Here is a 22,113-nt window from a genome sequence, read left to right as displayed (position 1 = left end):
AAAAAGTTTGAACACATGGCGCTGATTGGCTGCGGGCTGATGGGCGGCTCATTCGCGCTGGCCGTCAAGAGGGCGGGGCTCGTCAAACGCGTTGTGGGCTACAGCAAGTCGCCCTCCACCACCAGCCGCGCGCGCCAGATGGGCGCCATCGATGAAGAGGCCAGTTCGGCCTTGATCGCCGTATCAGGCGCCGATCTGGTGGTGCTGGCGATTCCAGTCGCATCGACCGAGCCCACCTTGCGCACCATCAAGCACCTGATCCAGCCCAGCACCCTGGTCATGGATGTGGGATCGACCAAGGTGGATGTGGTGAACGCCGCGCGCAGCGCGCTCAAGGACCGTTTTGGCTGCTTTGTGCCTGCGCACCCCATCACGGGCAAAGAGGTATCGGGCGTCGACCATGCAGACGTCAACCTCTACAACGATGCCCAGGTGGTGCTCACGCCCACCGAGCTGACCAAGGTGGCCCAGTTGCGCCAGGCCGAAGCCCTGTGGAAGGGGCTGGGCACACATGTCACCAGCATGTCGCCTGAAATGCACGATGCCGCCCTGGCTGCCAGCAGCCACGCGCCGCACCTGATCGCCATGGCCTACATGAATGCGATCCTCGCGCAGGAAGACGGCCACCGCATCCTGTCGCTGGCGGGCCCCGGTTTTCGCGATTTCACCCGCATTGCCGCTGGCGAGCCCAATATGTGGCGCGATATCTTCAGCGCCAACCGCACCGAGATCCTTCAGCAGATCCACTACCTGCAGCACATGCTGGGGCGCTATGAAGCGGCCCTGATGACGGACAACCAGGCCGCCGTCGAAAGCCTGATCCGCAGCGCCTCGGACACCCGTGCGCAATGGAAGCCAGGCAAGCTGTATACGCCAGAATCGCTGTCCAAAACCAAGCCTACGGCCTGAGCACCTTGACGCCTGCAGCCACCGCAGGCGGTCAGCCGATAATGGGCGCAGCGGCAGCCTCTCGCAACGCCCTTGGCTGACAAGGCTGGGGCAGGCAAGAGGGCGTGGAGCGAATTTTGAATACTTTCAGGCAGCCGCTGACTGGGTCAGTCGCCTAAATTATTTTGAATAAAATTGGCCGCCAGCACCCACCACCTGTGCGCAACAACTCCTAAAAACAGAGCAAATCATGTTCACCACCGCTTTTCTTGACATCCCCGCACTGCAAAGCGCCAATGGTGAAGTGCAGTTGCCCGGCTCCAAAAGCATCTCCAACCGCGTGCTACTGCTCGCCGCGCTGAGCCAGGGCACCACCACCATCCACGACCTGCTCGACTCCGACGACACCCAGGTCATGCTCAAAGCCCTGGAGCAACTGGGTTGCGCCGTGGTGCGCAGCACCGATCCGGCGCACCTCAACAGCTACCACGTCACTGGCCTGGGCGGTCATCTGGCACCCGCGACGGCAGCGCGCACGCTGCAGCTCTTTCTGGGCAATGCTGGCACCGCCATGCGGCCGCTGACGGCAGCGCTGGCACTCCTGGGCGGCAATTTCGAGATGAGCGGTGTCGCCCGCATGCACGAGCGCCCGATTGGCGACCTGGTCGACGCGCTGCGCCAGCTCGGCTGCAGAATCGACTACCTCGGCAACGAAGGCTATCCGCCACTGCGCATTCATCCGGTGACAACGGCCCAGCTGCACCTGCAGGCGCCTATCCCCGTGCGCGGCGATGTATCCAGCCAGTTCCTGACAGCCCTGCTGATGGCGCTTCCACTGGTGGCGCGCCAGCAGGATGTGACCATCGAAGTGGTGGGAGAGCTGATCTCCAAGCCCTACATCCACATCACGCTTGAGTTGCTCCAGCGCTTCGGCATTGCCGTCAAAAATGATAGCTGGCAGCGCTTTACCATCCCCGCAGGCAGCCATTATCAGTCGCCACGCGAGATCCATGTGGAGGCCGATGCCTCGTCGGCCAGCTACTTCATCGCGCTGGGCGCCATCGCCGCGGGCAAGAGCAGCAAGCCCGGCCCCAACAACTCCACCATCCACATTGACCGCAGCGTCAAGGTGCTGGGCGTGGGTGCCCAATCGATTCAGGGTGACATCCGCTTTGTCGATGCCGCGCGTGCCATGGGGGCAGCCATTACCAGCGGCCCCAACTGGCTGGAAATTCGCCGGGGCTCCTGGCCATTGCAGGCCATCGACATGGACTGCAACCACATTCCCGATGCCGCCATGACCCTGGCGGCCATGGCGCTGTATGCCAACGGCACCACCACCTTGCGCAATATTGCCAGCTGGCGCGTGAAGGAGACCGACCGCCTGGCCGCCATGGCCACTGAGTTGCGCAAGCTCGGCGCCACCGTCGAGGAAGGCGCCGACTACATCAGCATCACACCGCCTGCGAATCGCGAAGCCTGGAAGCCCGCCAGCATCCACACCTATGACGACCACCGCGTTGCCATGTGCTTCTCGCTCGCAGCCTTCAACCCGGCGGGCGTGTCGGTACGCATTGAAGACCCCAAGTGCGTGGCCAAGACCTTTCCGGGCTATTTTGAAGCGCTGTTCTCTGCCGTGCGCCCCGTGCCCGGCAGCGTGCCCGTGATCTGTGTGGACGGCCCCACCGCCTCGGGCAAGGGCACCGTGGCATCTGCCGTGGCTGCCGCACTGGGCTACCACCTGCTCGACTCGGGCGCGCTCTACCGCATCACCGGCCTGGCTGCCACGCGCGCGGGCATCCCCATCGATGCCGATCACGCCGGCCAGATCGCTGCGCTGATTGCCCAGCTGGACATCACCTTCACACCCGACCAACGCGTGCTGCTCGATGGCGAAGACATCAGTCTGGCCATCCGCTCCGAAGAGGCTGGCATGAACGCGTCACTCGTCTCCGCCCTGCCCGCCGTGCGCCAGGCACTGGTACAGATGCAGCACGATTTTCGGCAACTGCCCGGCCTTGTGGCCGACGGCCGCGACATGGGAACCGTGATTTTCCCCCTCGCCCCACTCAAGGTCTACCTGACGGCGAGCGCCGCCCAGCGCGCGCAGCGCCGTCATAAACAGTTGATAGAAAAAGGAATACCGGCTACAATAGCCGACCTTCGTGCTGACCTTGAGGCGCGCGATGCGCGCGACATGAACCGCGCCACCGCCCCGCTGCAAGCTGCACAAGATGCTCTCCTGCTCGACAACTCCGACATCACGGTTGAAGAAGCCGTGGCCCAGGTGCTGGCGTGGTGGGAAAAGCGCCAACCGTTTGCCGCAGCGGCGGCCCACTCCCAGGCCAGCGCCTGAGAGTGTGGTTTTTGCCCTGATGCAGGCGATTTGCAAGGCCCCGGCCGCCTTCCACTGGTGCGTTCCATACCACCATGGGTAGCCGGGTTGTTTAACTTTAACCCGCGGAACCTCCGCAACCTGCATAGCCAGCCTTAAAAACGATAGCAATAGTGCTAACGGAAACCTGACTATGTCTAAGGAAACACATGTCTGAATCTTTTGCCGCCCTTTTTGAAGAGTCGTTGACACGCACCGAAATGCGTCCTGGCGAAGTGATCACCGCTGAAGTCGTGCGCGTTGAGCACAACTTCGTGGTGGTGAACGCCGGCCTGAAGTCGGAAGCCTATGTGCCAATCGACGAATTCAAGAACGACCAGGGCGAAATCGAAGTCCAAGTGGGCGACTTCGTGTCCGTGGCCATCGGCTCCATCGAAAACGGCTACGGCGACACCATCCTGTCGCGCGACACCGCCAAGCGTCTGGCTTCCTGGCTGGCGCTGGAAAAGGCGCTGGAATCGGGCGAATTCGTGACCGGTACCACCTCCGGCAAGGTCAAGGGCGGTCTGACCGTTCTGGTCAATGGCATCCGCGCATTCCTGCCCGGTTCGCTGATCGACACCCGTCCAATCAAGGACCTGACCCCTTACGAAAACAAGACCCTGGAATTCAAGGTCATCAAGCTCGACCGCAAGCGCAACAACGTGGTGCTGAGCCGCCGCGCTGTGGTGGAAGCCTCGATGGGCGAAGAGCGCGCCAAGCTGATGGAAACCCTGAAGGAAGGCTCCATCGTTCAAGGCGTGGTCAAGAACATCACCGAATACGGTGCGTTCGTGGACCTGGGCGGCATCGACGGCCTGCTGCACATCACCGACATGGCATGGCGCCGCGTGCGTCACCCATCCGAAGTGGTGACCGCTGGCCAGGAAATCACCGCCAAGATCCTGAAGTTCGACACCGAGAAGAACCGCGTGTCCTTGGGTCTGAAGCAAATGGGCGACGATCCATGGCTGGGCGTGTCGCGCCGCTATCCATCGAGCACCCGTCTGTTCGGCAAGGTCACCAACATTGCCGACTACGGCGCGTTCGTGGAACTGGAACCAGGCATCGAAGGTCTGGTGCACGTTTCCGAAATGGACTGGACCAACAAGAACGTTGCACCTTCCAAGCTCGTGTCCCTGGGCGACGAAGTCGAAGTCATGGTTCTGGAAATCGACGAAGACAAGCGTCGCATCTCCCTGGGCATGAAGCAATGCAAGGCCAACCCATGGCAAGAATTTGCACAGAACACCAAGCGCGGTGACCGCGTGAAGGGCCCGATCAAGTCGATCACCGACTTCGGCGTGTTCGTGGGCCTGGCCTCGGGCATCGACGGCCTGGTGCACCTGTCCGACCTGTCGTGGAACGAAACCGGCGAAGCCGCTGTTCGTAACTACAAGAAGGGCCAGGAAGTGGAAGCCATCGTGCTGGCCGTGGACGTGGACCGTGAGCGTATCTCGCTGGGCATCAAGCAGCTCGACAGCGACGCCTTCACCACGTTCGCTACCGTGAACGACAAGGGCCAGATCGTGACCGGCAAGGTCAAGTCTGTGGATGCCAAGGGCGCTGAAATCGACCTGGGCGACGACATCGTCGGCTACCTGCGTGCTTCGGAAATCTCCCAAGACCGCGTGGAAGACGCTCGCTCGGTGCTGAAGGAAGGCGAAGAAGTGACCGCCGTGGTGATCAACGTGGATCGCAAGAGCCGCAGCATCTCCCTGTCGATCAAGCAGAAGGACCACGCTGAGCAGCAAGAAGCCATGGCTTCCCTGTCGCACCAGTCGTCCAAGGAAAATGCTGGTACCACCAGCCTGGGCGCTCTGCTGCGCGCCAAGCTGGACGCCGACAAGTAATTGACGGCCCCTGCTGCCGACATACCTTGCGCAGCTTGGTATAGTCGGTAGCCAGCATTCAAGGTGGGCGCCCAGTGCGCCCATCTACGTTTTGCGTATATAGATTACTGAAGATTCCCATTCGTATGACCCGATCCGATCTGATTGAAGAGCTTGCCGAACGTTTTCACCAGCTGACCCAGCGGGATGCGGAGCAGGCTGTCAAAACGATTCTCGAGGCCGTCGAAGATTCCCTCGTGCGCGGCCAGCGCATCGAAATCCGTGGTTTTGGCAGTTTCACCATCACCCACCGCCAGCCGCGCCTGGGCCGCAACCCCCGCAGCGGCGAAGCCGTGCAGGTGCCAGCCAAGCGCGTCACGCATTTCAAGCCGGGCAAGGCGCTGCGTGAAGCCGTGGACGACCCCGCCAACATCCTGGCATCGGCCAGCAACCCGCAAGCCCAGTCGCAGAACAACGACGAATAAGACGGCATGCGCCGTGGCGTGCCACGGCCCCTGATCACTAAGATTGATCGCGATCAACAACGCTCCTGATGGGGCGTTTTTTATTGCCCATCTGTTCCAGAGCAATAAACATTCAGGATACCCAGTGGCGCCTACGGTTTCGGGTGCTTTTTGCGCACTGTTTTACAGATGCGACAAACCGGCATGCCGCCAACGCGCTATGCTGGGGCGATACTGTAAAAACTCATAGCAACCCCTGCATATGCACCAGGCGCAAAGCAGTATTCTCACCAATATCTCCCGCCGCCAATGGCTGCAGTGGCTCGCAGCCACGGGCCTGGGCGGTACGTCACTTGCCGGCCAGGCCGCCTTGGCGATCGCAGCCTGGCCGGTCAGCGAGCAACTCTTCGGCCTGGGCGTTGCCAGTGGCGAGCCCGCCAGCGACAGCGTGGTGCTGTGGACACGGCTCCTGCCCAGCCCACAGCTGCCCCTGCTTGCACCGCAATCCGTGCAGTGGGAAATTGCGCACGACGCGCAGTTCCAGCACATCGTGCAAAAGGGCGAAGCGCCGGCTACACCGGGTTGGGGCCATAGCGTGCACGTGCTGGCACGCGGCCTTGCGCCCGACCGTTGGTACCACTACCGCTTTCACAGCAATGGCCAGACCAGCGCCGTCGGCCGCACACGCACCACTCCGGCTGATGGCGCACCCGTGCAACGCATGCGGCTCGTGTTTGCCTCATGCCAGCGCTGGGAGCACGGCTACTACGCGGCCTGGCGCCATGCGCGGGCGGACGATCCGGATCTGGTGGTCTTTTTGGGCGACTACATCTACGAATATGCATCCCCCAAGGCCAACGCCACCGACGCAAAAACCCAGGCGCTGCTCTCCGAGCTGGCGCGACTGCAGCCACTGCCCTACCCGCGCAGCCTGCAGGACTACCGTGACCGCTACGCACTGCACAAAAGCGATCCCGACCTGCAGGCGATGCACGCGCACTGCCCCTGGGTCATGACCTGGGACGACCACGAGGTGGAGAACGACTACGCAGGACCGGATGGCGTGGGCAATGCCACCGCCTTTGCCGCCAAGCGTCTGGCGGCCTACCAGGCCTTTTACGAAAACATGCCGCTGCGCGCTGCCGTAGCCGCCAAGGCCGACGCCCCAGTCAGCTCGGCCTTGCGCCACATGCAGGTCTACCGCCGCTTCAGTTGGGGCAATCTGGCTGATCTGATGGTGCTCGACGCGCGGCAATACCGCGACATACAGGCTTGCCGCACGCCCGGCGAGAAAAGCAACGGCGCCGTCAACGCAGCCAATTGCCCTGATCTGGCTCGCAATGCACGCAGCTTTCTCGGTTGGGAGCAGGAGCGCTGGCTGGCAGAAAATCTGGAAAACAATAGCGCTTCGCGTCCATCCAGCAAGCGCTGGAGCGTGATTTGCCAACAAACCCTGTTTGCCCCTCGCCACTACCCCAACGGCCGTACCAGCACCGACAGCTGGGACGGCTATCCCGCTGCGCGCCAGCGCCTGATCCGCGCGATCGACCAGGCTGCACTGCGCAACACTGTGCTGCTGGGCGGAGACATCCACCAGAACTATGTCTGCCGCATCGACAACCCCGAAGCCGAGGGCCGTGCGCCCCGGGTGGTGGCGAGCGAATTCTGCGGCACCTCCATCACGTCGCACTCGGGCACCACACAGGCCCGGGTCGACGCCGTCGTTGCACGCAACCCACACGTCCTGTTTGCCCGCTGCGATGAGCGCGGCTATGGCCTGTGCGATATCACCCCCACACTCTGGACCACGCAACTGCGAGCCGTCGATGACCCGCTGCGCCCGGACAGCGGCGCCCGCACCCTGGCGCGCTTTGCGGTGGAAGACCGTGTGGCCGGGCCGCAACTCGCCTGAAGCAGCCCCTGGGGAGGTCGTTTACATCTGGATGCGTGTGTCGGTGCAGTCCCGCAATGGCTTGTCCGGCAGAGCAGGTACGATGCAGCATCCCACTACAGAAATAGAGAAGGAACACCGCCATGGCACACCAGACACCACAGAATCTTGAAGCCAGAAGCAAGGCGCGCCGACCGATCACACGGGGCGCCCGGCATGCGTTGCAGATCAGCACACTGGCGGCGGCCGCCCTGCTGGCTGCATGTACCAGCACCCCTTCCCTCCACTACACGCCCCCTGCCGCAGCCGACCAGCCCGAAGGCAGCTCCGGCTGGACCGACAAGCCCGGCTGGGCCAACGAAAAGTACGCCGTGGCTGCGGCCAACCCGCTGGCAACGGATGCAGGCTTTCAGGTGCTCAAGGCCGGAGGCAGCGCCATTGATGCTGCCATTGCCGTGCAACTCGTGCTCGGCCTGGTCGAGCCGCAATCCAGCGGCATCGGCGGCGGCGCCTTCCTGCTGCATGCCCAGGGCAGCAAGGTAGAGGCCTATGACGGCCGCGAAGTCGCCCCCATGGCCGCCGACGAAAACCTATTCATGAAGGATGGCAAGCCCATGGTCTTCCAGGATGCTGTCGTGGGCGGCCGCTCGGTGGGTGTGCCCGGCGCCATCCGCATGCTGGATTTGGCGCACAAGGAACATGGCAAGCTACCCTGGGCCACTTTGTTCGAGCCCGCCATCAAGCTGGCGAGCGACGGCTTCAAGGTCAGCCCTCGCCTGAACGCACTGACCGCACAGGAGAAGTTTCTGGGCCAGGATACGGTTGCCAGCAGCTATTTTCTCGATGCCAATGGCAAACCCTGGCCCGTGGGCCATGTGCTGAAGAACCCGGAGTACGCCGCGGTTCTGAAAGACATTGCCAAGAACGGCTCCAAGGCCTTGCTGGAAGGCCCCGTGGCAGAGGCGATTGTGCGCAAGGTGCAAGGCCACGCCACCAACCCCGGCAAGATGACAGCAGCCGATCTGGCCGCCTACCAGCCCGTCAAGCGCGAGGCGCTGTGCAGCGACTACAGCCCGCAGGCTCCAGGCAATGCAGTTGGCAACCCTGCTGCTACACGCAGCTACCGGGTGTGCGGCTTTCCGCCACCCAGCTCTGGCGCCATTGCGGTGGGACAGATCCTGGGCATACTGGGCAACACCCCGGCCAAGCAAATGGCGCTGGGCGCCGATGGCCTGCCCACCGCCGACTGGCTGTACCTGTACGCCGAAGCGTCGCGCCTTGCGTTTGCAGACCGCAACCAGTATGTGGCCGACCCTGCTTTCGTAAAGGCCCCGGGCAACGACTGGCACAACATGCTGCGTCCGCAGTACCTGGCCGAACGCGCCAAGCTCATCGGCGCGCAAAGCATGAAGCAGGCCCAGCCCGGCCAGCCCGGCGCTGTGAAGATCGCCTACGCCACCCAGCCCTACCAAATGGAATATGGCACCAGCCATATCAGCATCGTCGATGCCTATGGCAACGCAATTGCGATGACCACCACCATCGAAGACCAGTTCGGCTCCCGCCAGATGGTGAACACCGGCCGTGGCCTGTCCGGCGGATTTCTGCTGAACAACGAGCTGACCGACTTCAGCCTGGCACCGCGCGATGCCCAGGGCCAACCCATCGCCAACCGGGTCGAGCCCGGCAAGCGCCCTCGCTCGTCGATGGCGCCCACGCTGGTGTTTGACAAGGCCACCGACAAGCTGGTGGTGAGCGCCGGCAGCCCGGGCGGCGCCTGGATCATCCACTACACCGCCAAAACGCTGTACGGCATGCTCAACTGGGGCCTGATGCCGCAGCAGGCCATCAACCTGCCCAATTTCGGCAGCCTGAACGGCCCCACGGTACTGGAGGAAAAGCGCTTCCCTGCCGCCACGGTAGAAGCCCTGGCCAAGCGCGGGGCCGAAGTCAAGGAGCAGAACCTGACCAGCGGCCTGCAAGCGATCTCGCGCGGCGAGGCCCATGGCAAATCGCTGTGGTTCGGCGGCGCTGACCCACGGCGCGAAGGCGTGGTGATGGGGCAGTAAGGCCCCGACGCCCTGCATTAAAAAAGGAGCCGAATGGCTCCTTTGCTATTTCAAGCGCCTGGATACTCGCACCGATACGTGCACCACTACACCCATCACTGCTCGGCAATCACATCAATGAACACCAGTGGCTCCGTGCCCGTTGCCGTCAATCCATGCGATTCGCCCTTGCGCACGATGGTCACGTCGCCCGCCTTCACCGGCACGTCCTTGCCGTCCTTGTCCTTGAAGACGCCGGTGCCCGAGACGATGATGTAGGTGTCCTCGTTCGTGGTGTGCGGGTGGTAGCCGATGGAGTCGCCCGGCTTCAAGCTCAGCCAGCTGATTTCCTTGATCGCCTCGTCCTTTTTGGCCTTGTCGCGGGTGAAGGCATATTCGCCCACCAGCACGCCCTGGCCGCCACCGGCTTTTTCCTTTTGCGCCTTGAGCATGCTCTCCTTGGCATAGACCTCGGAATGGGCTCTTGTTACCGAAAACAAAGCGCCAGCAGCTATCAAAACAGAAGCTCCCAACCACAGCTTGCGGCGGTGCGAGATGCGAGAGGTCGTGCTTGGGGTGTGGTGCATGGCTGTTGTCCTTGTCGATGGAAATGTGAATGAACCAGGCCACTCTAGGCACTGGGCCTCACCTGGGCCATTGCGGCAAACCCGAGCGGCACGCACAACGCAGCTTTCAGCCAACACCACGCGGCATGCAGCCCACTGGCAGAGCGAGCGCTGCCGTGGTGGTACGCACCATGGTTTCAAAGATGCGTGCAATGTCGGTCAGTGGCACATCACTGCGCCTGACCGTACAGATATTGCGCACCACGGTGGGCGCCTTGAGCAAGGCAAAGCGCAGGCGTGGCTCCAGCACCCGGTGGGCCGCCAGGGCCGGCATGAAGGCGATCCCCATGCCCTGGGCCACCAGGGCGGCCTGGGAAGTGGTGCTCGATGCCTCGTAGAACGGAGTGGACGCATTGGCGGGCAAATCCGTCCGCGACCGCAGCAGGGCCAGAATGCCGGTTTCATCGACCACGCCGACCGATTTGCAGGCGGCCAGGCTTTTCCAGGTAACGTAGCCCTCGCCACCGGGAACCACCTGCGGGTCGTCAACGCAGTAGAGCACGCCAAATGCATCGTCTACGAGCGGATCGAATTGCAGCCCCTGCGAATCAGCCCAGCGGCTGGTGATACCAAAATCGACTTCGCTGGCGAGCACCTGGCGCTGGATGCGGCCAGAGTTGTCATCGCGCAGGTACAGCCGCACCGCCGGATAGAGGCGCGAGAATTCCGAGGCCGCAGGTGCCACCAGTTCGGTAATGGCCGAAGGTGCTGCCGAGATGCGCACCTTGCCAAACGACTGGCCACCATAGCGCAGCACGTCTTCGAGCACCCCGTCAAAGTCGGTCAGCAGGCGCATCACCCGGGGCAGCAGATCGCGCCCCACCGGCGTGAGCCCGACCTTGCGGCTGCTGCGCTCGAACAGCCGGGTGCCCAGCGCTGTCTCCAACTGGTGCACCAGCGTGGTGACGGAGGACTGGGTCTGGAACAGGCGGGCCGCCGCCTGGGTGAAGCTACTCTCCTGCGCCACCATGGCAAAGGCATGGAGATGCTTGAGGGTGATGTGCTTGGGCAGCCGATTCATTTCAAAATGCGATAGATCAATTACTTTAAAAAATTATTGTAATGAATGCTGCGATTTGATAATCGCCCCCATGAGTGTAAATACGACAAGCAACGGGGACGCGGCGCCCGGCAAGACGATGGATGAGATGCAGCCCGGTGGCGCGGCGGGCAGAGTCGCGCTGGATCTGGTCATTGAGGGCGGCTGGGTGGTGGATGGCAGTGGCGAGCCGCGCTTTCGGGCCGACATTGGCGTTCTGGGTGGCCGCATTGCAGCCATCGGCGATCTGCACCAGCACATGGCCACGCGGCGCATCGATGCCCGCAACAAGCTGGTGGCGCCGGGGTTCATCGACGTGCATGGCCATGATGACCTGATGTTCATTCAGAAGCCCGGCCTGCCCTGGAAGACCAGCCAGGGCGTGACCACCGTGGTGGTGGGCAACTGCGGCGTCAGCGCATCGCCCGCGCCACTGCCCCACAACACGGCAGCATCGCTGGCGCTGCTGGGTGATATTCCACTGTATGCAGACATGGAGCGCTACCTCGCAACGCTCGAATCGCTGCAGCCGCTGATCAATGTGGCTGCCCTGGTCGGCCACGCCAACCTGCGGCTGACCATCATGCAAGACCCTGCGGCCGAGCCAACGCCGCAAGAGCTGCAGGCCATGCAGGCGCTGCTGCGCCAGTCGCTGGCAGCAGGCGCGGTGGGATTCAGTACCGGCCTGGCCTATGAGCCCGGCTGCTACGCAACGCAGGCCGAATTGGAGGCGCTGGCCCGCGTGGCCAAGGAATTCGAGGCGCTGCACACCAGCCACATTCGCAACGAAGGCGACGAGGTGGAGCAGGCGGTGGAGGAAGTGCTCAGCGTCAGCCGCCACAGCGGATGCGCCATGGTGATCTCGCACCACAAATGCATGATGAACGCCAACTGGGGCAAGAGCGCGCGCACCATCGCCAATATCGACGCCACGCGCGCGCAGGGCATGCAGGTCGCCATGGACATCTACCCCTACTCCGGCAGCTCCACCATCCTGATTCCCGAGCGCGCGCACCTGATCGATCGCATCAAGATCACCTGGAGCACGCCGCACCCCGAGTGCAACGGCATGTACCTGGCCGATATCGCCGGGCAGTGGAACTGCGATAAAGAGGAAGCCGCACGGCGCCTGCTGCCCGCTGGCGCCATCTACTTCGCGATGGACGAGCAGGAAGTGCAGCGCATCTTTCAGCACCCGTGCTGCATGGTGGGCTCGGACGGACTGCCCAACGACGCCAACCCGCATCCGCGTCTGTGGGGCACTTTCACCCGCATTCTCGGGCGCTATGTGCGCGAGGAGCGCCTGGTCAGTGTCGAACAGGCCGTGCGCAAGATCACCAGCCTGCCGGCCTCCGTCTATGGCCTTGCTGAGCGCGGCCAGATACGCCTGGGCTACTGGGCCGATCTGGTGGTGTTCGACCCCGAAACCGTCATCGACCGCGCCACATGGGACGAGCCGACGCTGCCGTCCGAAGGCATCGCGCTGGTGGCGGTCAACGGCCAGATCGTCTTCCCGTCATCCGATGCTGCCCCAACCGCAGACACACGGCCTGGTCAGGTGCTGAGGCGCCAGTTGCCAGCCTGAAGGCGCGTGCGGCATACCCACCCCATAAAGCCCGACCCCACGGGCCATCGATAGATCACAAGGAGAAACAACACCATGTCTGCCACCATTGATGCCTCGCCAGGCAAACGCAACGCGGCCATTGCCGTCTTCCTGCTCGGGCTGGCCATCGCCATCACGACCCACTTCACCATACCGGGCCAGACCAGTCTCTGGGGGCTGACGCCGGTAGTGGTGTTCGCCGTCATCGCCTTGTTGGGCGTGGACATCGTGCTCGCGACCATCGGAGCCATCGTGCTTGGCGCCATCATGACCGGCACCACGCCCATCGGCATGGGCAAGCTGCTGGCCGAGTCGCTGGGCTCGTTCATTGCCGTGGTCGGTCTCATCATCGTGCTGGGCGCAGGCGTGGGCGAAGTGGCGGCGCGCACCGGGGCTGCCGAGCAGATGGTGCGCGCCATCGTGCGCAAGATCGGGCTGTCCAACCAGCTGCGCGTGCGCCTCGGAATCATGGTCACCTCGGTGCTGATCTGCGGCGCCCTGGGCACTTTGGCTGGGGGCAACGCCATCATCGCAGCGGTGGTGATTCCCATCGCAGCCGCAGTACGCCTGTCGCGCCCTACGGTGGCAGCGCTGTTCCAGACTGCAGGCTCGGCTGGCCTGGTGCTTGGCCCCTTCACGCCCAATGTGGTGACCGTGACCGGACTCACCGGCCTCAGCTATGGCGAATACCTGCTGGTGGCGGGGCTCCCCATGGCCGCAGCCACGCTGCTGGCAGGCTGGTTCATGGCGGGGCGCATCCAGAAGATGAGCGAGGCCGATTTTCAGTACGAAGAAGCCAGCCTGGGCCAGGCTGCATTCGACATGGACAAGAAGGCCGAGCCCTCGGCAGTGCGCGCCGCCTGGGGCTTTTGCATCACCATCGTCAGCCTGGCGGTGGTCGGTGTGCTGGCCAAGGCAGGCTTTGCGTTTGCCATCGTGGTAATGGTGGCGCTGGGCGCGGTGACCGGCCTGGCAGGCGGCATGCGCCCCACCCAGATTCTGCAGGCCATGTATGCCGGCGCGGGCAAGCTGATCTGGATCTTCTTCCTGTTCTGGCTGTTCAACCCGGTACTGGTGCTGGTGGACAAACTCAACGCCTACCATGCCCTGCTCGACACGGTGCAACCTTACCTGGTGGGCGTGAGCGGCGCCGCGCTGTGCGTGATCATTCTGCTGTTCAATGTGATCGGCCATATTCCCGGCGCTGCCGTGGCGCAGATGACATTCACTGCCAAGATCTTCGGCCCCGTGCTCGCCGCAGCAGGTGTGGGCCCGGCAGGCACGACGGCGGTGATTCTGGGCAGCTCGCAGATCGACTGGTTCGGCCCCTTCCCCAGCTCCGACATGTTCGGCCAGATGGGCCTGGCGCGCTCGAACCAGCTCAAATACATGCTCTACAACGGCTGGGCAGTGATGATCGTCAACATCGTCGTGCTCTCGGCCGTGTTCTACCTGATCGTGTAAGGATACCCATGGAGCCCACCCACACCCAGCTCGAAGGCCAGATACTCGCCCTGGCCCGGCAGCGGCTCAAGGCAGATGCCGCCGGCCTGTCGCTGTGCCTCATGACCGCCGAGGGCGACGAAGTGCTCGCCATTCGCGCCGATCAGGCCAAGCCATCGGCCAGCACCATCAAGACTGCCATCCTGCTGGCCTTGCTGGAGCAGGCGGATGCAGGGCATCGTCGGCTGAGCGAGCGCATTGCCATCACCCCCGGCAACCGCGTCGGCGGCACCGGTGTGCTGCGCGCACTGCCCAGCGTGCAACAGCTCACGCTCGCCGAGCTGTGCGGGCTGATGATGGTGGTGAGCGACAACACCGCCACCAACCAGCTCATCGACCTGCTGGGCTTTGATGCCATCAACCAGTACCTGCAGGCCGCAGGCCTTGCGCACAGTGCGCTGCGCCGCAAGATGATGGACAGCGAAGCGCAAAAGGCCGGCCGCGACAACACCACCAGCGCACGCGACCTGTGCCTGCTGATGCACCGCCTGCAACAATCAAGCCCACTCAGTACCGCCATGCAAGGCTTTGCACTGGAGCTGATGGCCACCGAGCGCTACCAGCCCCTGCTCTGCGCAGCGCTGCCAGCTGGCGTGCGGGCGAGCAACAAGACTGGGCAACTACCCGATCTGCGCAACGACGCAGGCATTTTTTGCAAAGGCAATCACTCGCTCGTCCTGGCCGTGATGGCCACCGGTTTCCAGGACCCAGTGACCAGCGCCAGCATCCACGGCGGCCAGGGAGAGCTGCTGCTGGCCGATATCGGCACGCTGGTCTGCAACACCTGTCTATGACTGCCAACGCAGAGGAGACTTTCATGCGTATTCGAATCGCCGTATTGCAGATGAACAGCGGCACCGACTGGGAGGCCAATATCCAGGCCCTGGAGCAAGGCGTGGCCTCTGCCGCCCGCGATGGCGCGCAATTTGTGGTGAGCCCGGAATACACCGATATCCGGGGCGATGCCGCCACCATTGCACGCCACGCCCTGCCGCTGGACGGCGCCCTGGTGCCTCGGCTTGCACAGCTGGCCAGCCGCCACGGCGTGCATCTGCATGTGGGCTCGGTGCACGAAAAGGTCACCGCACAGAACAAGCTGGGCAACACCGGGCTGACCTTTGGCCCCGACGGCCGCTTGCTGGCCACCTACCGCAAGCTGCATCTGTACGATGCCGTGGTGGGCGGCCTGCCGTACAAGGAATCCGACGACTTTGTGCATGGAAATGCGCTGACGGTAGTGGACATGCCTGGCATGCGCGTGGGCATGAGCATCTGCTACGACCTCCGCTTTCCAGAACTGTTTCGCAGCCTGCGCGCGCAAGGCGCCAACGTCATCGTGGTGCCCGCCGCCTTCAATGTGCGCACCGGGCGCGATCACTGGGAGTTGCTGCTGCGCGCTCGCGCGGTGGAAAACCAATGCTACGTTGTCGCCGCAGCACAGATCGACGGACCCGGCCCGGCGCTGCCATGCCTGGGCCGCAGCATGGTGATCGACCCCTGGGGCACGGTCATTGCATGCATGCCCGATACCACCGGGCACCTCTGTGCAGACATTGACCTGGAGCGCATTGCCAGCCTGCGCGAGGCGCTCCCCGCCTGGAACCACCGCCGCACGGATATCTACAGCGCCTGACGCCGATACATCTCGGTGGCCGCAGCCTCCGCCACCAGGGGATCACACATCAATGGCGTCTGCAGACCCGGCCTGCTTGCGCAGTTCGAACTTCTGGATCTTGCCGGTGCTGGTCTTGGGCAGGTCGCCAAACACCACCGCCCGTGGCACCTTGAACCCCGCCAGATGCTTCTTGCAGTGGGCCACAATGTCTTCGGCCGTCACCGCCGCGCCGGGTTTGATCTCTACAAAGGCGCAGGGAGTCTCGCCCCATTTGGCATCGGGCTTGGCCACCACGGCAGCGGCAAGGACGGCGGGGTGGCGGTAGAGCACATCTTCCACTTCGATGGACGAGATGTTCTCTCCGCCGGAGATGATGATGTCCTTGCTGCGGTCCTTGATCTTGATGTAGCCATCCGGGTACTGCACTGCGAGGTCACCCGTGTGGAACCATCCACCACGAAAAGCCTCGTCCGTGGCGGTCGGGTTCTTGAGGTAACCCTTCATGGCAATGTTGCCGCGCAGCATGATCTCGCCCATGGTTTCGCCATCTTCCGGCACAGGCTCCATGGTGTCGGCGTTGATGACACGGGCTGAGCGCTGCAGGTGGTAGCGCACCCCCTGGCGGGCATTGAGTCGGGCACGCTCGCCCACGTCCAGGCCATTCCAGCTGTCCTGCTTGGCACAGACGGTGACAGGGCCATAGACCTCCGTCAGGCCATACACATGGGTCAGGTCAAAGCCCATCTGCTCCATGCCTTCAATCATCGATGCCGGCGGCGCCGCGCCAGCCACCATGCACTTGACGCCTCCCTGCGGCAGGTTCTGCATGCCCTCCTTCATGGCCTCCGGAGCGTTGACGAGCAGGCTGTGCACGATGGGCGCGCCGCAATAGTGGGTCACACCATGGGTTTTGATGGCATTGAAGATCGCCTGCGCCTCCACCCGGCGCAGGCAGACGTTGACACCTGCCCGCAGCGCCACGGTCCATGGAAAACACCAGCCATTGCAGTGGAACATGGGCAAGGTCCACAGGTAGACCGCAAACTTGGGCATGTCCCATTCCAGCACATTGCTGGTGGCATTCACCGCTGCGCCCCGGTGGTGGTAGACCACGCCCTTGGGGTTGCCGGTGGTGCCGCTGGTGTAGTTGAGCGCAATCGCATCCCACTCGTCGCCCGGCAGGGCCCATTCAAAGTCTGCCCTGCCCTGCGCCAGCAATTGTTCGTAGGTAAGCGCACCCAGGCGCTCGCTGGCCTCGCCGTAAACGGCGTCTTCCACATCGATCAGCAGCAATGGCGCAGCCGATTGGCGCAACTGCAGCGCCTTGGCCACTACACCGGCAAACTCCGGATCCACGATCAAAGCCTTGGCTTCCCCATGGTCGAGCATGAAGGCAATGGTTTCAGGATCCTGCCGGGTGTTGAGCGCGTTCAGCACGGCGCCTGCCATCGGTACGCCAAAGTGCGCCTCCACCATCGGCGGCGTATTGGGAAGCATCACCGCTACCGTGTCGTTCTTGCCGATGCCCTGCTGCTGCAGGCTGCTGGCCAACTGGCGGCACCTCGCATAGGTTTGCCCCCAGGTCTGGCGCAGATCGCCATGGATGATGGCCAAGCGCTCGGGATAGACCTCGGCTGCGCGCTCAATGAAGCTCAACGGGGTCAGCGGGGCATGGTTGGCGTCATTGCGGTCCAACCGGGTGTCGTACATGCTCGTCATCGGTCTTGTGTCTCCTTGGAAACCACTGTGCCACAGATGGCTGACACGGAAATTGCAATGGCCGATGGGCTCTCACCAAGAAGACGGATCGGTGAATATGGTAGAAATGACTTTTAGCGCCCGCCCATTGGGCATCATCAATCCTTTTTTCATAGCAATCCATGCCTGCTTGGCAAGCAACCTGTCAAGCCGAGTGCCGCAGCAATTTGCCCATGCAACACCCGGGCACGGCTGCGCTTGGGCGACAATAGAACGGTGTCCATCCCCCAGTCATTCATCCAGGAACTGCTCTCCCGCGTCGATGTCGTCGATGTGGTGGGCCGCTATGTACAGCTGAAAAAAGGCGGCGCCAATTACATGGGGCTGTGCCCCTTCCATGGCGAAAAGTCGCCTTCGTTCAGCGTCAGCCCCTCCAAACAGTTCTACCACTGCTTTGGCTGCGGCAAAAACGGCAACGCCATCGGTTTTCTGATGGACCATACGGGCATGGGTTTCCGCGAAGCGGTGACCGAGCTGGCCCAGAGCACCGGCCTGCAGGTGCCTGAAGACGATGTCTCCCCCCTGCAGCGCGAGCGCGCCGCGCAGGCGCGCGAAAAGCAGGCGACGCTCACCGATATCCTGGAAAAGGCGGGCGACGCCTACCGCAAGCATCTGTCGCAGTCGCAAAAAGCCATTGCCTATCTGAAAGGCCGCGGCGTCTCTGGCGCCACGGCCAAACGCTTTGGCCTGGGCTACGCGCCCGAGGGCTGGCGCGGCCTGGCCAGTGTCTTTCCGGCTTACGACGATGCCAAGCTGGTCGAAACGGGCCTGGTGATCGAGTCCGAAGACGACAAGGGGGGCGAGGCCAAGCGCTACGACCGCTTCCGCGACCGGGTGATGTTTCCGATCCGCAATGTCAAGGGCGAATGCATCGGCTTTGGCGGTCGCGTATTCGGCGACGAAAAGCCCAAATACCTGAATTCGCCCGAGACGCCGGTTTTCCACAAGGGCCGCGAGCTCTATGGTCTGTTTGAGGCGCGCACCGCCATCCGCGAACACGGCTACGCGCTCGTGACCGAAGGCTACATGGATGTGGTGGCACTGGCGCAGCTGGGCTTTCCCAATGCCGTCGCTACCCTGGGGACCGCTTGCACGCCCGATCACGTGCACAAGCTGTTCCGCTTTACCGAGACTGTGGTGTTCAGCTTTGACGGCGACGCCGCCGGGCGCCGGGCCGCTCGCAAGGCGCTCGACGGCGCCCTGCCCTATGCCACCGATACGCGCAGCATCAAATTTCTCTTCCTGCCTGCCGAACACGACCCGGACAGCTTTGTGCGTGAATACGGCGCCGATGCCTTTGCCCGCCATGTGCATGACGCCACCCCACTGTCGCGCTTTTTGCTGGAAGCGGCCAGCGAAGGCTGTGATCTTGGGCAAGCTGAAGGCCGTGCGCGCATGTCCAGCAACGCCCGGCCGCTATGGAATTTGATGCCAGACGGCGCCTTGAAGCGCCAACTGCTGGCCGAAATTGCCGACAAGGCCCAGTTGCCCGCCGCTGAGCTGGACGGGTTGTGGCAGAAAACCACCGCGCTGGAGCAGGCCCGCCAGGGAGGTGCCGGCCGCGCGCACTCCACCGGTACAGAACCCACCCAGCCTGCCGCGCCATGGAATGCGTCAGGTGAGCCGCCCCCCCCGTACGGTGACGCGCCCTCCTGGGACGGAGACGGTGGCATGGACCGCTACCCCGGCCAGCGCAGCGATGGCTACAGCCCCCAGCAAGGCGGCAACTTCGGCCATGGCGCAGGAGGCGGCAATGCCTATGGCAAGCGCGGCCCCGGCGAATGGAAGGGCAGAAAAGGCAACTGGCAGCCCCGCCCGGCGCCGCAGCCCCCCATGCCCACCGTGGCCGTCACGCGGGAAGACCAGGCCGCGCGCCTGCTGCTGTCGCACATGGCGTTTCTAGAGAACTTTTCCCCGGAAGATGCTGCCACCCTGGCACAGCTGGATGCACCTTACGGCAGCCTGTTCGCCTGGATCGAGCAGCAGTTTCTGGCACACGGTGCGCAGTCATGGGCCGTGTTGCGAGAGCACATGCGCGGCCATGTGATCGAGGAATTCGCCACCCAGCTGATGCAGGGGCACCATGCCCAGATCGACGGCCCGCTCGACGAAATCCGCGATGAGCTGCGCGATTCCCTCAGCCGCATCGTGCTCGGCCACCTTGAGGAGCAGAATCGCCAGCTTATCACTCAGGCATCCGACCCCAAGGCCCTTCGACGCTACCAGAGCAATTTCCACCGGATCGGCCTGCTCAAGCGTCAAGTCAATAAATAAATGGCGCCAAGCCCTTGACATTCGCCAAAAAGGTATAATATTTGTTGCATCGGCAAGAGCGACAGCAGCACCTCCGGACCGGGCCCGCGTAAAACTTACGCGATTTGCCACCAGCGCAAGCGCCCAACATACCGCAAGGACTGCACTCCAAATGATCGCCCCAACATCTTGCCCAGAGGTTCCGCACCTCGTATAGCCCAGCTGCCTATTGCACTTGTTGCAGGCAGACGCTGTATTTTTTGTATGCGCCGGTGTAATGGCGCTTGCCAGTTTTCTTTGTGTGTTTTCTTTGATCTGAGGGTGTACATGCCTGCTACAAAGTCCGCGAAGTCGTCCGTCAAGTCGCCAACCAAAGCCAGCGCTGCCAAAAGTGCCAAGGCTGCAACCGTGACCAAAGCCGCAAAACCTGCGGCTGCCAAGGCACCTGTTGCAGCAGGCAAAACCGTAAAAGCCAGTGCTGCCGCCCCCTCTCCCTCCAAGGCAGCGACGAAGAAGGTTAGCTCCGTGTCCGAAAGTAAACAACGCCTGTCTCAAGCAGAATTGCTCAAGGCTGCCGACGCCCTGCTGAATGCAGGCGCCCCCAAGAAACGCGCCACCAAGAAGGTGGAAGCCGAAGAAGCGGAAACCCCGGTCAAGGCCAAGGCCGCCGCAAAGACCGCAAAGCCCAAAGCCACCAAGGCTGCCGCAGAAGAAAAGCCCAAGGCCCCCAAGAAGACGGCTGCCAAGGGCAAAGCCAAGGCCAAAGGCAAGAGCGAAGAAGACATCGATGATGATGCCGACTTCTCCGACATCGAGGAAGATCTCGAAGGCGAGGAAACGGTAGAGGCCGAGGCCGCACCCGACTCCCCCGTCGAGAAGGTCAAGCCGCTGCGCATGAAGGTCTCCAAGGCCAAGGAACGCGCGCTGATGAAGGAATTCGGCCTGGACGAAGCCGTCCTGACCGAAGAGGAAATGTCTACCCGCCGCCAGCGCCTGAAGGCCCTGATCAAGCTGGGCAAGACCCGTGGCTACCTGACCAACGCCGAAATCTCCGACCACCTGCCCGACAAGCTGGTCGATGCCGAAACGCTGGAAGTCGTGATCTCCATGTTGAACGACATGGGTGTGGCGGTGTACGAGCAGACCCCGGACGCAGAAACCCTGCTGCTGAACAACACCGGCCAGTCCGCCACGACGGAAGAAGAAGCGGAAGAAGAAGCGGAAGCCGCCCTCTCGACCGTGGATTCCGAATTTGGCCGCACGACCGACCCCGTTCGCATGTACATGCGCGAAATGGGCACGGTCGAGTTGCTGACCCGCGAAGGCGAAATTGAGATTGCCAAGCGCATCGAAGGCGGCCTGCAGGACATGATGCTGGCCATCAGCGCGTCGCCTGCCACCATCGCCGAGATCCTGGCCATGGCCCAGGAAATCCGCGAAGGCAAGGTGGTCATCTCCACCATCGTGGACGGCTTCTCCGATGCCGACGAAAACGATGACTACGTGGCCGAAGAAGACTTCGACGAATACGACGAAGAGGACGACGACGACGGCAAGGGTGGCTCCAAGGCCATGACCCGCCGCCTGGAAGAGCTGAAGAACGAAGCCCTGTCGCGCTTTGACAAGCTGCACTCGCTGTTCGAGCAGTTGCACCAGGCCTACGACAAGAACGGCTACAGCTCTGCCCAGTACAAAAAGGTGCAGGACCAGCTGTCGGCCGAGCTGATGACCATACGCTTCACCGCCAAGACCATCGAGAAGCTGTGCGACATGCTGCGCGAGCAGGTGGACAGCGTGCGCCAGAAAGAGCGTGCCCTGCGCAAGATCATCGTGGAGAAATGCGGTCTGCCGCAGGAAAAGTTCATCCAGCTCTTCCCTGCCAACCTGCTGAACCTGCAATGGATCGAGAAGGAAGCCCAGGCCGGCAACAGCTGGAGCGCCATCATGGGCCGCAACATCCCGCCCGTGCAGGAGCTGCAGCAGAACCTGATCGACCTGCAGGCTCGCGTGGTTGTGCCGCTCGATGAGCTCAAGCTCATCAACAAGCGCATGAACGACGGCGAGCGTGCTTCGCGCAATGCCAAGAAGGAGATGATCGAGGCCAACCTGCGCCTGGTGATCTCGATTGCGAAGAAGTACACCAACCGTGGCCTGCAGTTCCTGGACCTGATCCAGGAAGGCAACATCGGCCTGATGAAGGCGGTGGACAAGTTCGA

At 62.9% G+C, this 22,113-nt stretch carries 15 protein-coding genes; 12 read left to right on the top strand and 3 right to left on the bottom strand.

Features of this window, described 5'->3' with window-relative positions:
* The first annotated feature begins 15 nt into the window (after positions 1 to 15).
* The 6 genes from ACH2DG_RS19230 to ACH2DG_RS19205 all read left to right on the top strand — a co-directional run bounded on the left by ACH2DG_RS19230 (position 16) and on the right by ACH2DG_RS19205 (position 9,518).
* Positions 16 to 909 carry a prephenate dehydrogenase/arogenate dehydrogenase family protein gene (locus ACH2DG_RS19230; RefSeq protein WP_224152700.1) on the top strand — a complete coding sequence of 298 codons (894 nt, stop codon included), beginning with the start codon at positions 16 to 18 and terminating at the stop codon, positions 907 to 909.
* A 229-nt stretch (positions 910 to 1,138) separates the two neighbouring features.
* A complete protein-coding gene (locus ACH2DG_RS19225; RefSeq protein ID WP_395028084.1) occupies positions 1,139 to 3,244 on the top strand; it encodes a bifunctional 3-phosphoshikimate 1-carboxyvinyltransferase/cytidylate kinase in 2,106 nt (701 codons plus the stop codon).
* 188 nt (positions 3,245 to 3,432) lie between these two features.
* Complete coding sequence (gene rpsA, locus ACH2DG_RS19220; protein ID WP_395028082.1) at positions 3,433 to 5,115, top strand: 30S ribosomal protein S1; 1,683 nt, start codon at positions 3,433 to 3,435, stop codon at positions 5,113 to 5,115.
* A 125-nt stretch (positions 5,116 to 5,240) separates the two neighbouring features.
* A complete protein-coding gene (locus ACH2DG_RS19215) occupies positions 5,241 to 5,579 on the top strand; it encodes an integration host factor subunit beta (protein WP_395028081.1) in 339 nt (112 codons plus the stop codon).
* Between the two features lie 241 nt (positions 5,580 to 5,820).
* A complete protein-coding gene (locus ACH2DG_RS19210; RefSeq protein WP_395028079.1) occupies positions 5,821 to 7,470 on the top strand; it encodes an alkaline phosphatase D family protein in 1,650 nt (549 codons plus the stop codon).
* Between the two features lie 122 nt (positions 7,471 to 7,592).
* Positions 7,593 to 9,518 (top strand): gamma-glutamyltransferase family protein, encoded by a 1,926-nt coding sequence (locus ACH2DG_RS19205; protein ID WP_395028078.1) that lies wholly within the window; start codon positions 7,593 to 7,595, stop codon positions 9,516 to 9,518.
* A 95-nt stretch (positions 9,519 to 9,613) separates the two neighbouring features.
* Here the strand turns inward: ACH2DG_RS19205 and ACH2DG_RS19200 are convergent, their stop codons facing one another.
* Both ACH2DG_RS19200 and ACH2DG_RS19195 read right to left on the bottom strand, forming a co-directional pair.
* Positions 9,614 to 10,084, bottom strand: a complete 471-nt coding sequence (locus tag ACH2DG_RS19200; RefSeq protein ID WP_395028077.1) for a cupin domain-containing protein — start codon at positions 10,082 to 10,084, stop codon at positions 9,614 to 9,616.
* 106 nt (positions 10,085 to 10,190) lie between these two features.
* The gene (locus ACH2DG_RS19195; RefSeq protein ID WP_395028076.1) at positions 10,191 to 11,144 is read right to left on the bottom strand and encodes a LysR family transcriptional regulator; all 954 of its coding nucleotides are present in this window, start codon (positions 11,142 to 11,144) and stop codon (positions 10,191 to 10,193) included.
* 127 nt (positions 11,145 to 11,271) lie between these two features.
* Between ACH2DG_RS19195 and ACH2DG_RS19190 the strand changes: the two genes are divergently transcribed.
* The 4 genes from ACH2DG_RS19190 to ACH2DG_RS19175 all read left to right on the top strand — a co-directional run bounded on the left by ACH2DG_RS19190 (position 11,272) and on the right by ACH2DG_RS19175 (position 15,904).
* Positions 11,272 to 12,747 (top strand): amidohydrolase family protein, encoded by a 1,476-nt coding sequence (locus ACH2DG_RS19190; RefSeq protein ID WP_395028093.1) that lies wholly within the window; start codon positions 11,272 to 11,274, stop codon positions 12,745 to 12,747.
* Positions 12,748 to 12,822: 75 nt separating this feature from the next.
* Positions 12,823 to 14,232: a gluconate:proton symporter gene (locus tag ACH2DG_RS19185; protein ID WP_395028075.1), complete on the top strand. Its 1,410-nt coding sequence runs from the start codon at positions 12,823 to 12,825 to the stop codon at positions 14,230 to 14,232.
* An 8-nt stretch (positions 14,233 to 14,240) separates the two neighbouring features.
* On the top strand, positions 14,241 to 15,065 hold the full coding sequence (locus tag ACH2DG_RS19180) for a serine hydrolase (protein WP_395028074.1): 825 nt from the start codon (positions 14,241 to 14,243) through the stop codon (positions 15,063 to 15,065).
* A gap of 23 nt (positions 15,066 to 15,088) precedes the next feature.
* Positions 15,089 to 15,904: a carbon-nitrogen hydrolase family protein gene (locus tag ACH2DG_RS19175; protein WP_395028073.1), complete on the top strand. Its 816-nt coding sequence runs from the start codon at positions 15,089 to 15,091 to the stop codon at positions 15,902 to 15,904.
* Positions 15,905 to 15,946: 42 nt separating this feature from the next.
* Here ACH2DG_RS19175 and ACH2DG_RS19170 read toward each other — a convergent pair whose 3' ends face one another.
* Positions 15,947 to 17,605, bottom strand: coding sequence for an acyl-CoA synthetase (locus tag ACH2DG_RS19170; protein ID WP_395028072.1), 1,659 nt, complete (start codon positions 17,603 to 17,605; stop codon positions 15,947 to 15,949).
* Between the two features lie 255 nt (positions 17,606 to 17,860).
* Between ACH2DG_RS19170 and dnaG the strand changes: the two genes are divergently transcribed.
* Both dnaG and ACH2DG_RS19160 read left to right on the top strand, forming a co-directional pair.
* The gene (gene dnaG / locus ACH2DG_RS19165) at positions 17,861 to 19,918 is read left to right on the top strand and encodes a DNA primase (RefSeq protein WP_395028071.1); all 2,058 of its coding nucleotides are present in this window, start codon (positions 17,861 to 17,863) and stop codon (positions 19,916 to 19,918) included.
* 306 nt (positions 19,919 to 20,224) lie between these two features.
* Positions 20,225 to 22,113: RNA polymerase sigma factor region1.1 domain-containing protein (locus ACH2DG_RS19160; protein ID WP_395028070.1), on the top strand; the 1,889-nt coding region annotated here is incomplete at its 3' end.

Origin of the sequence: Comamonas odontotermitis, from assembly GCF_040396735.1 — a bacterium.
GTDB classification, from domain to species: domain Bacteria; phylum Pseudomonadota; class Gammaproteobacteria; order Burkholderiales; family Burkholderiaceae_C; genus Comamonas; species Comamonas odontotermitis_C.
This window is presented reverse-complemented; position numbering and strand designations above follow the sequence as displayed.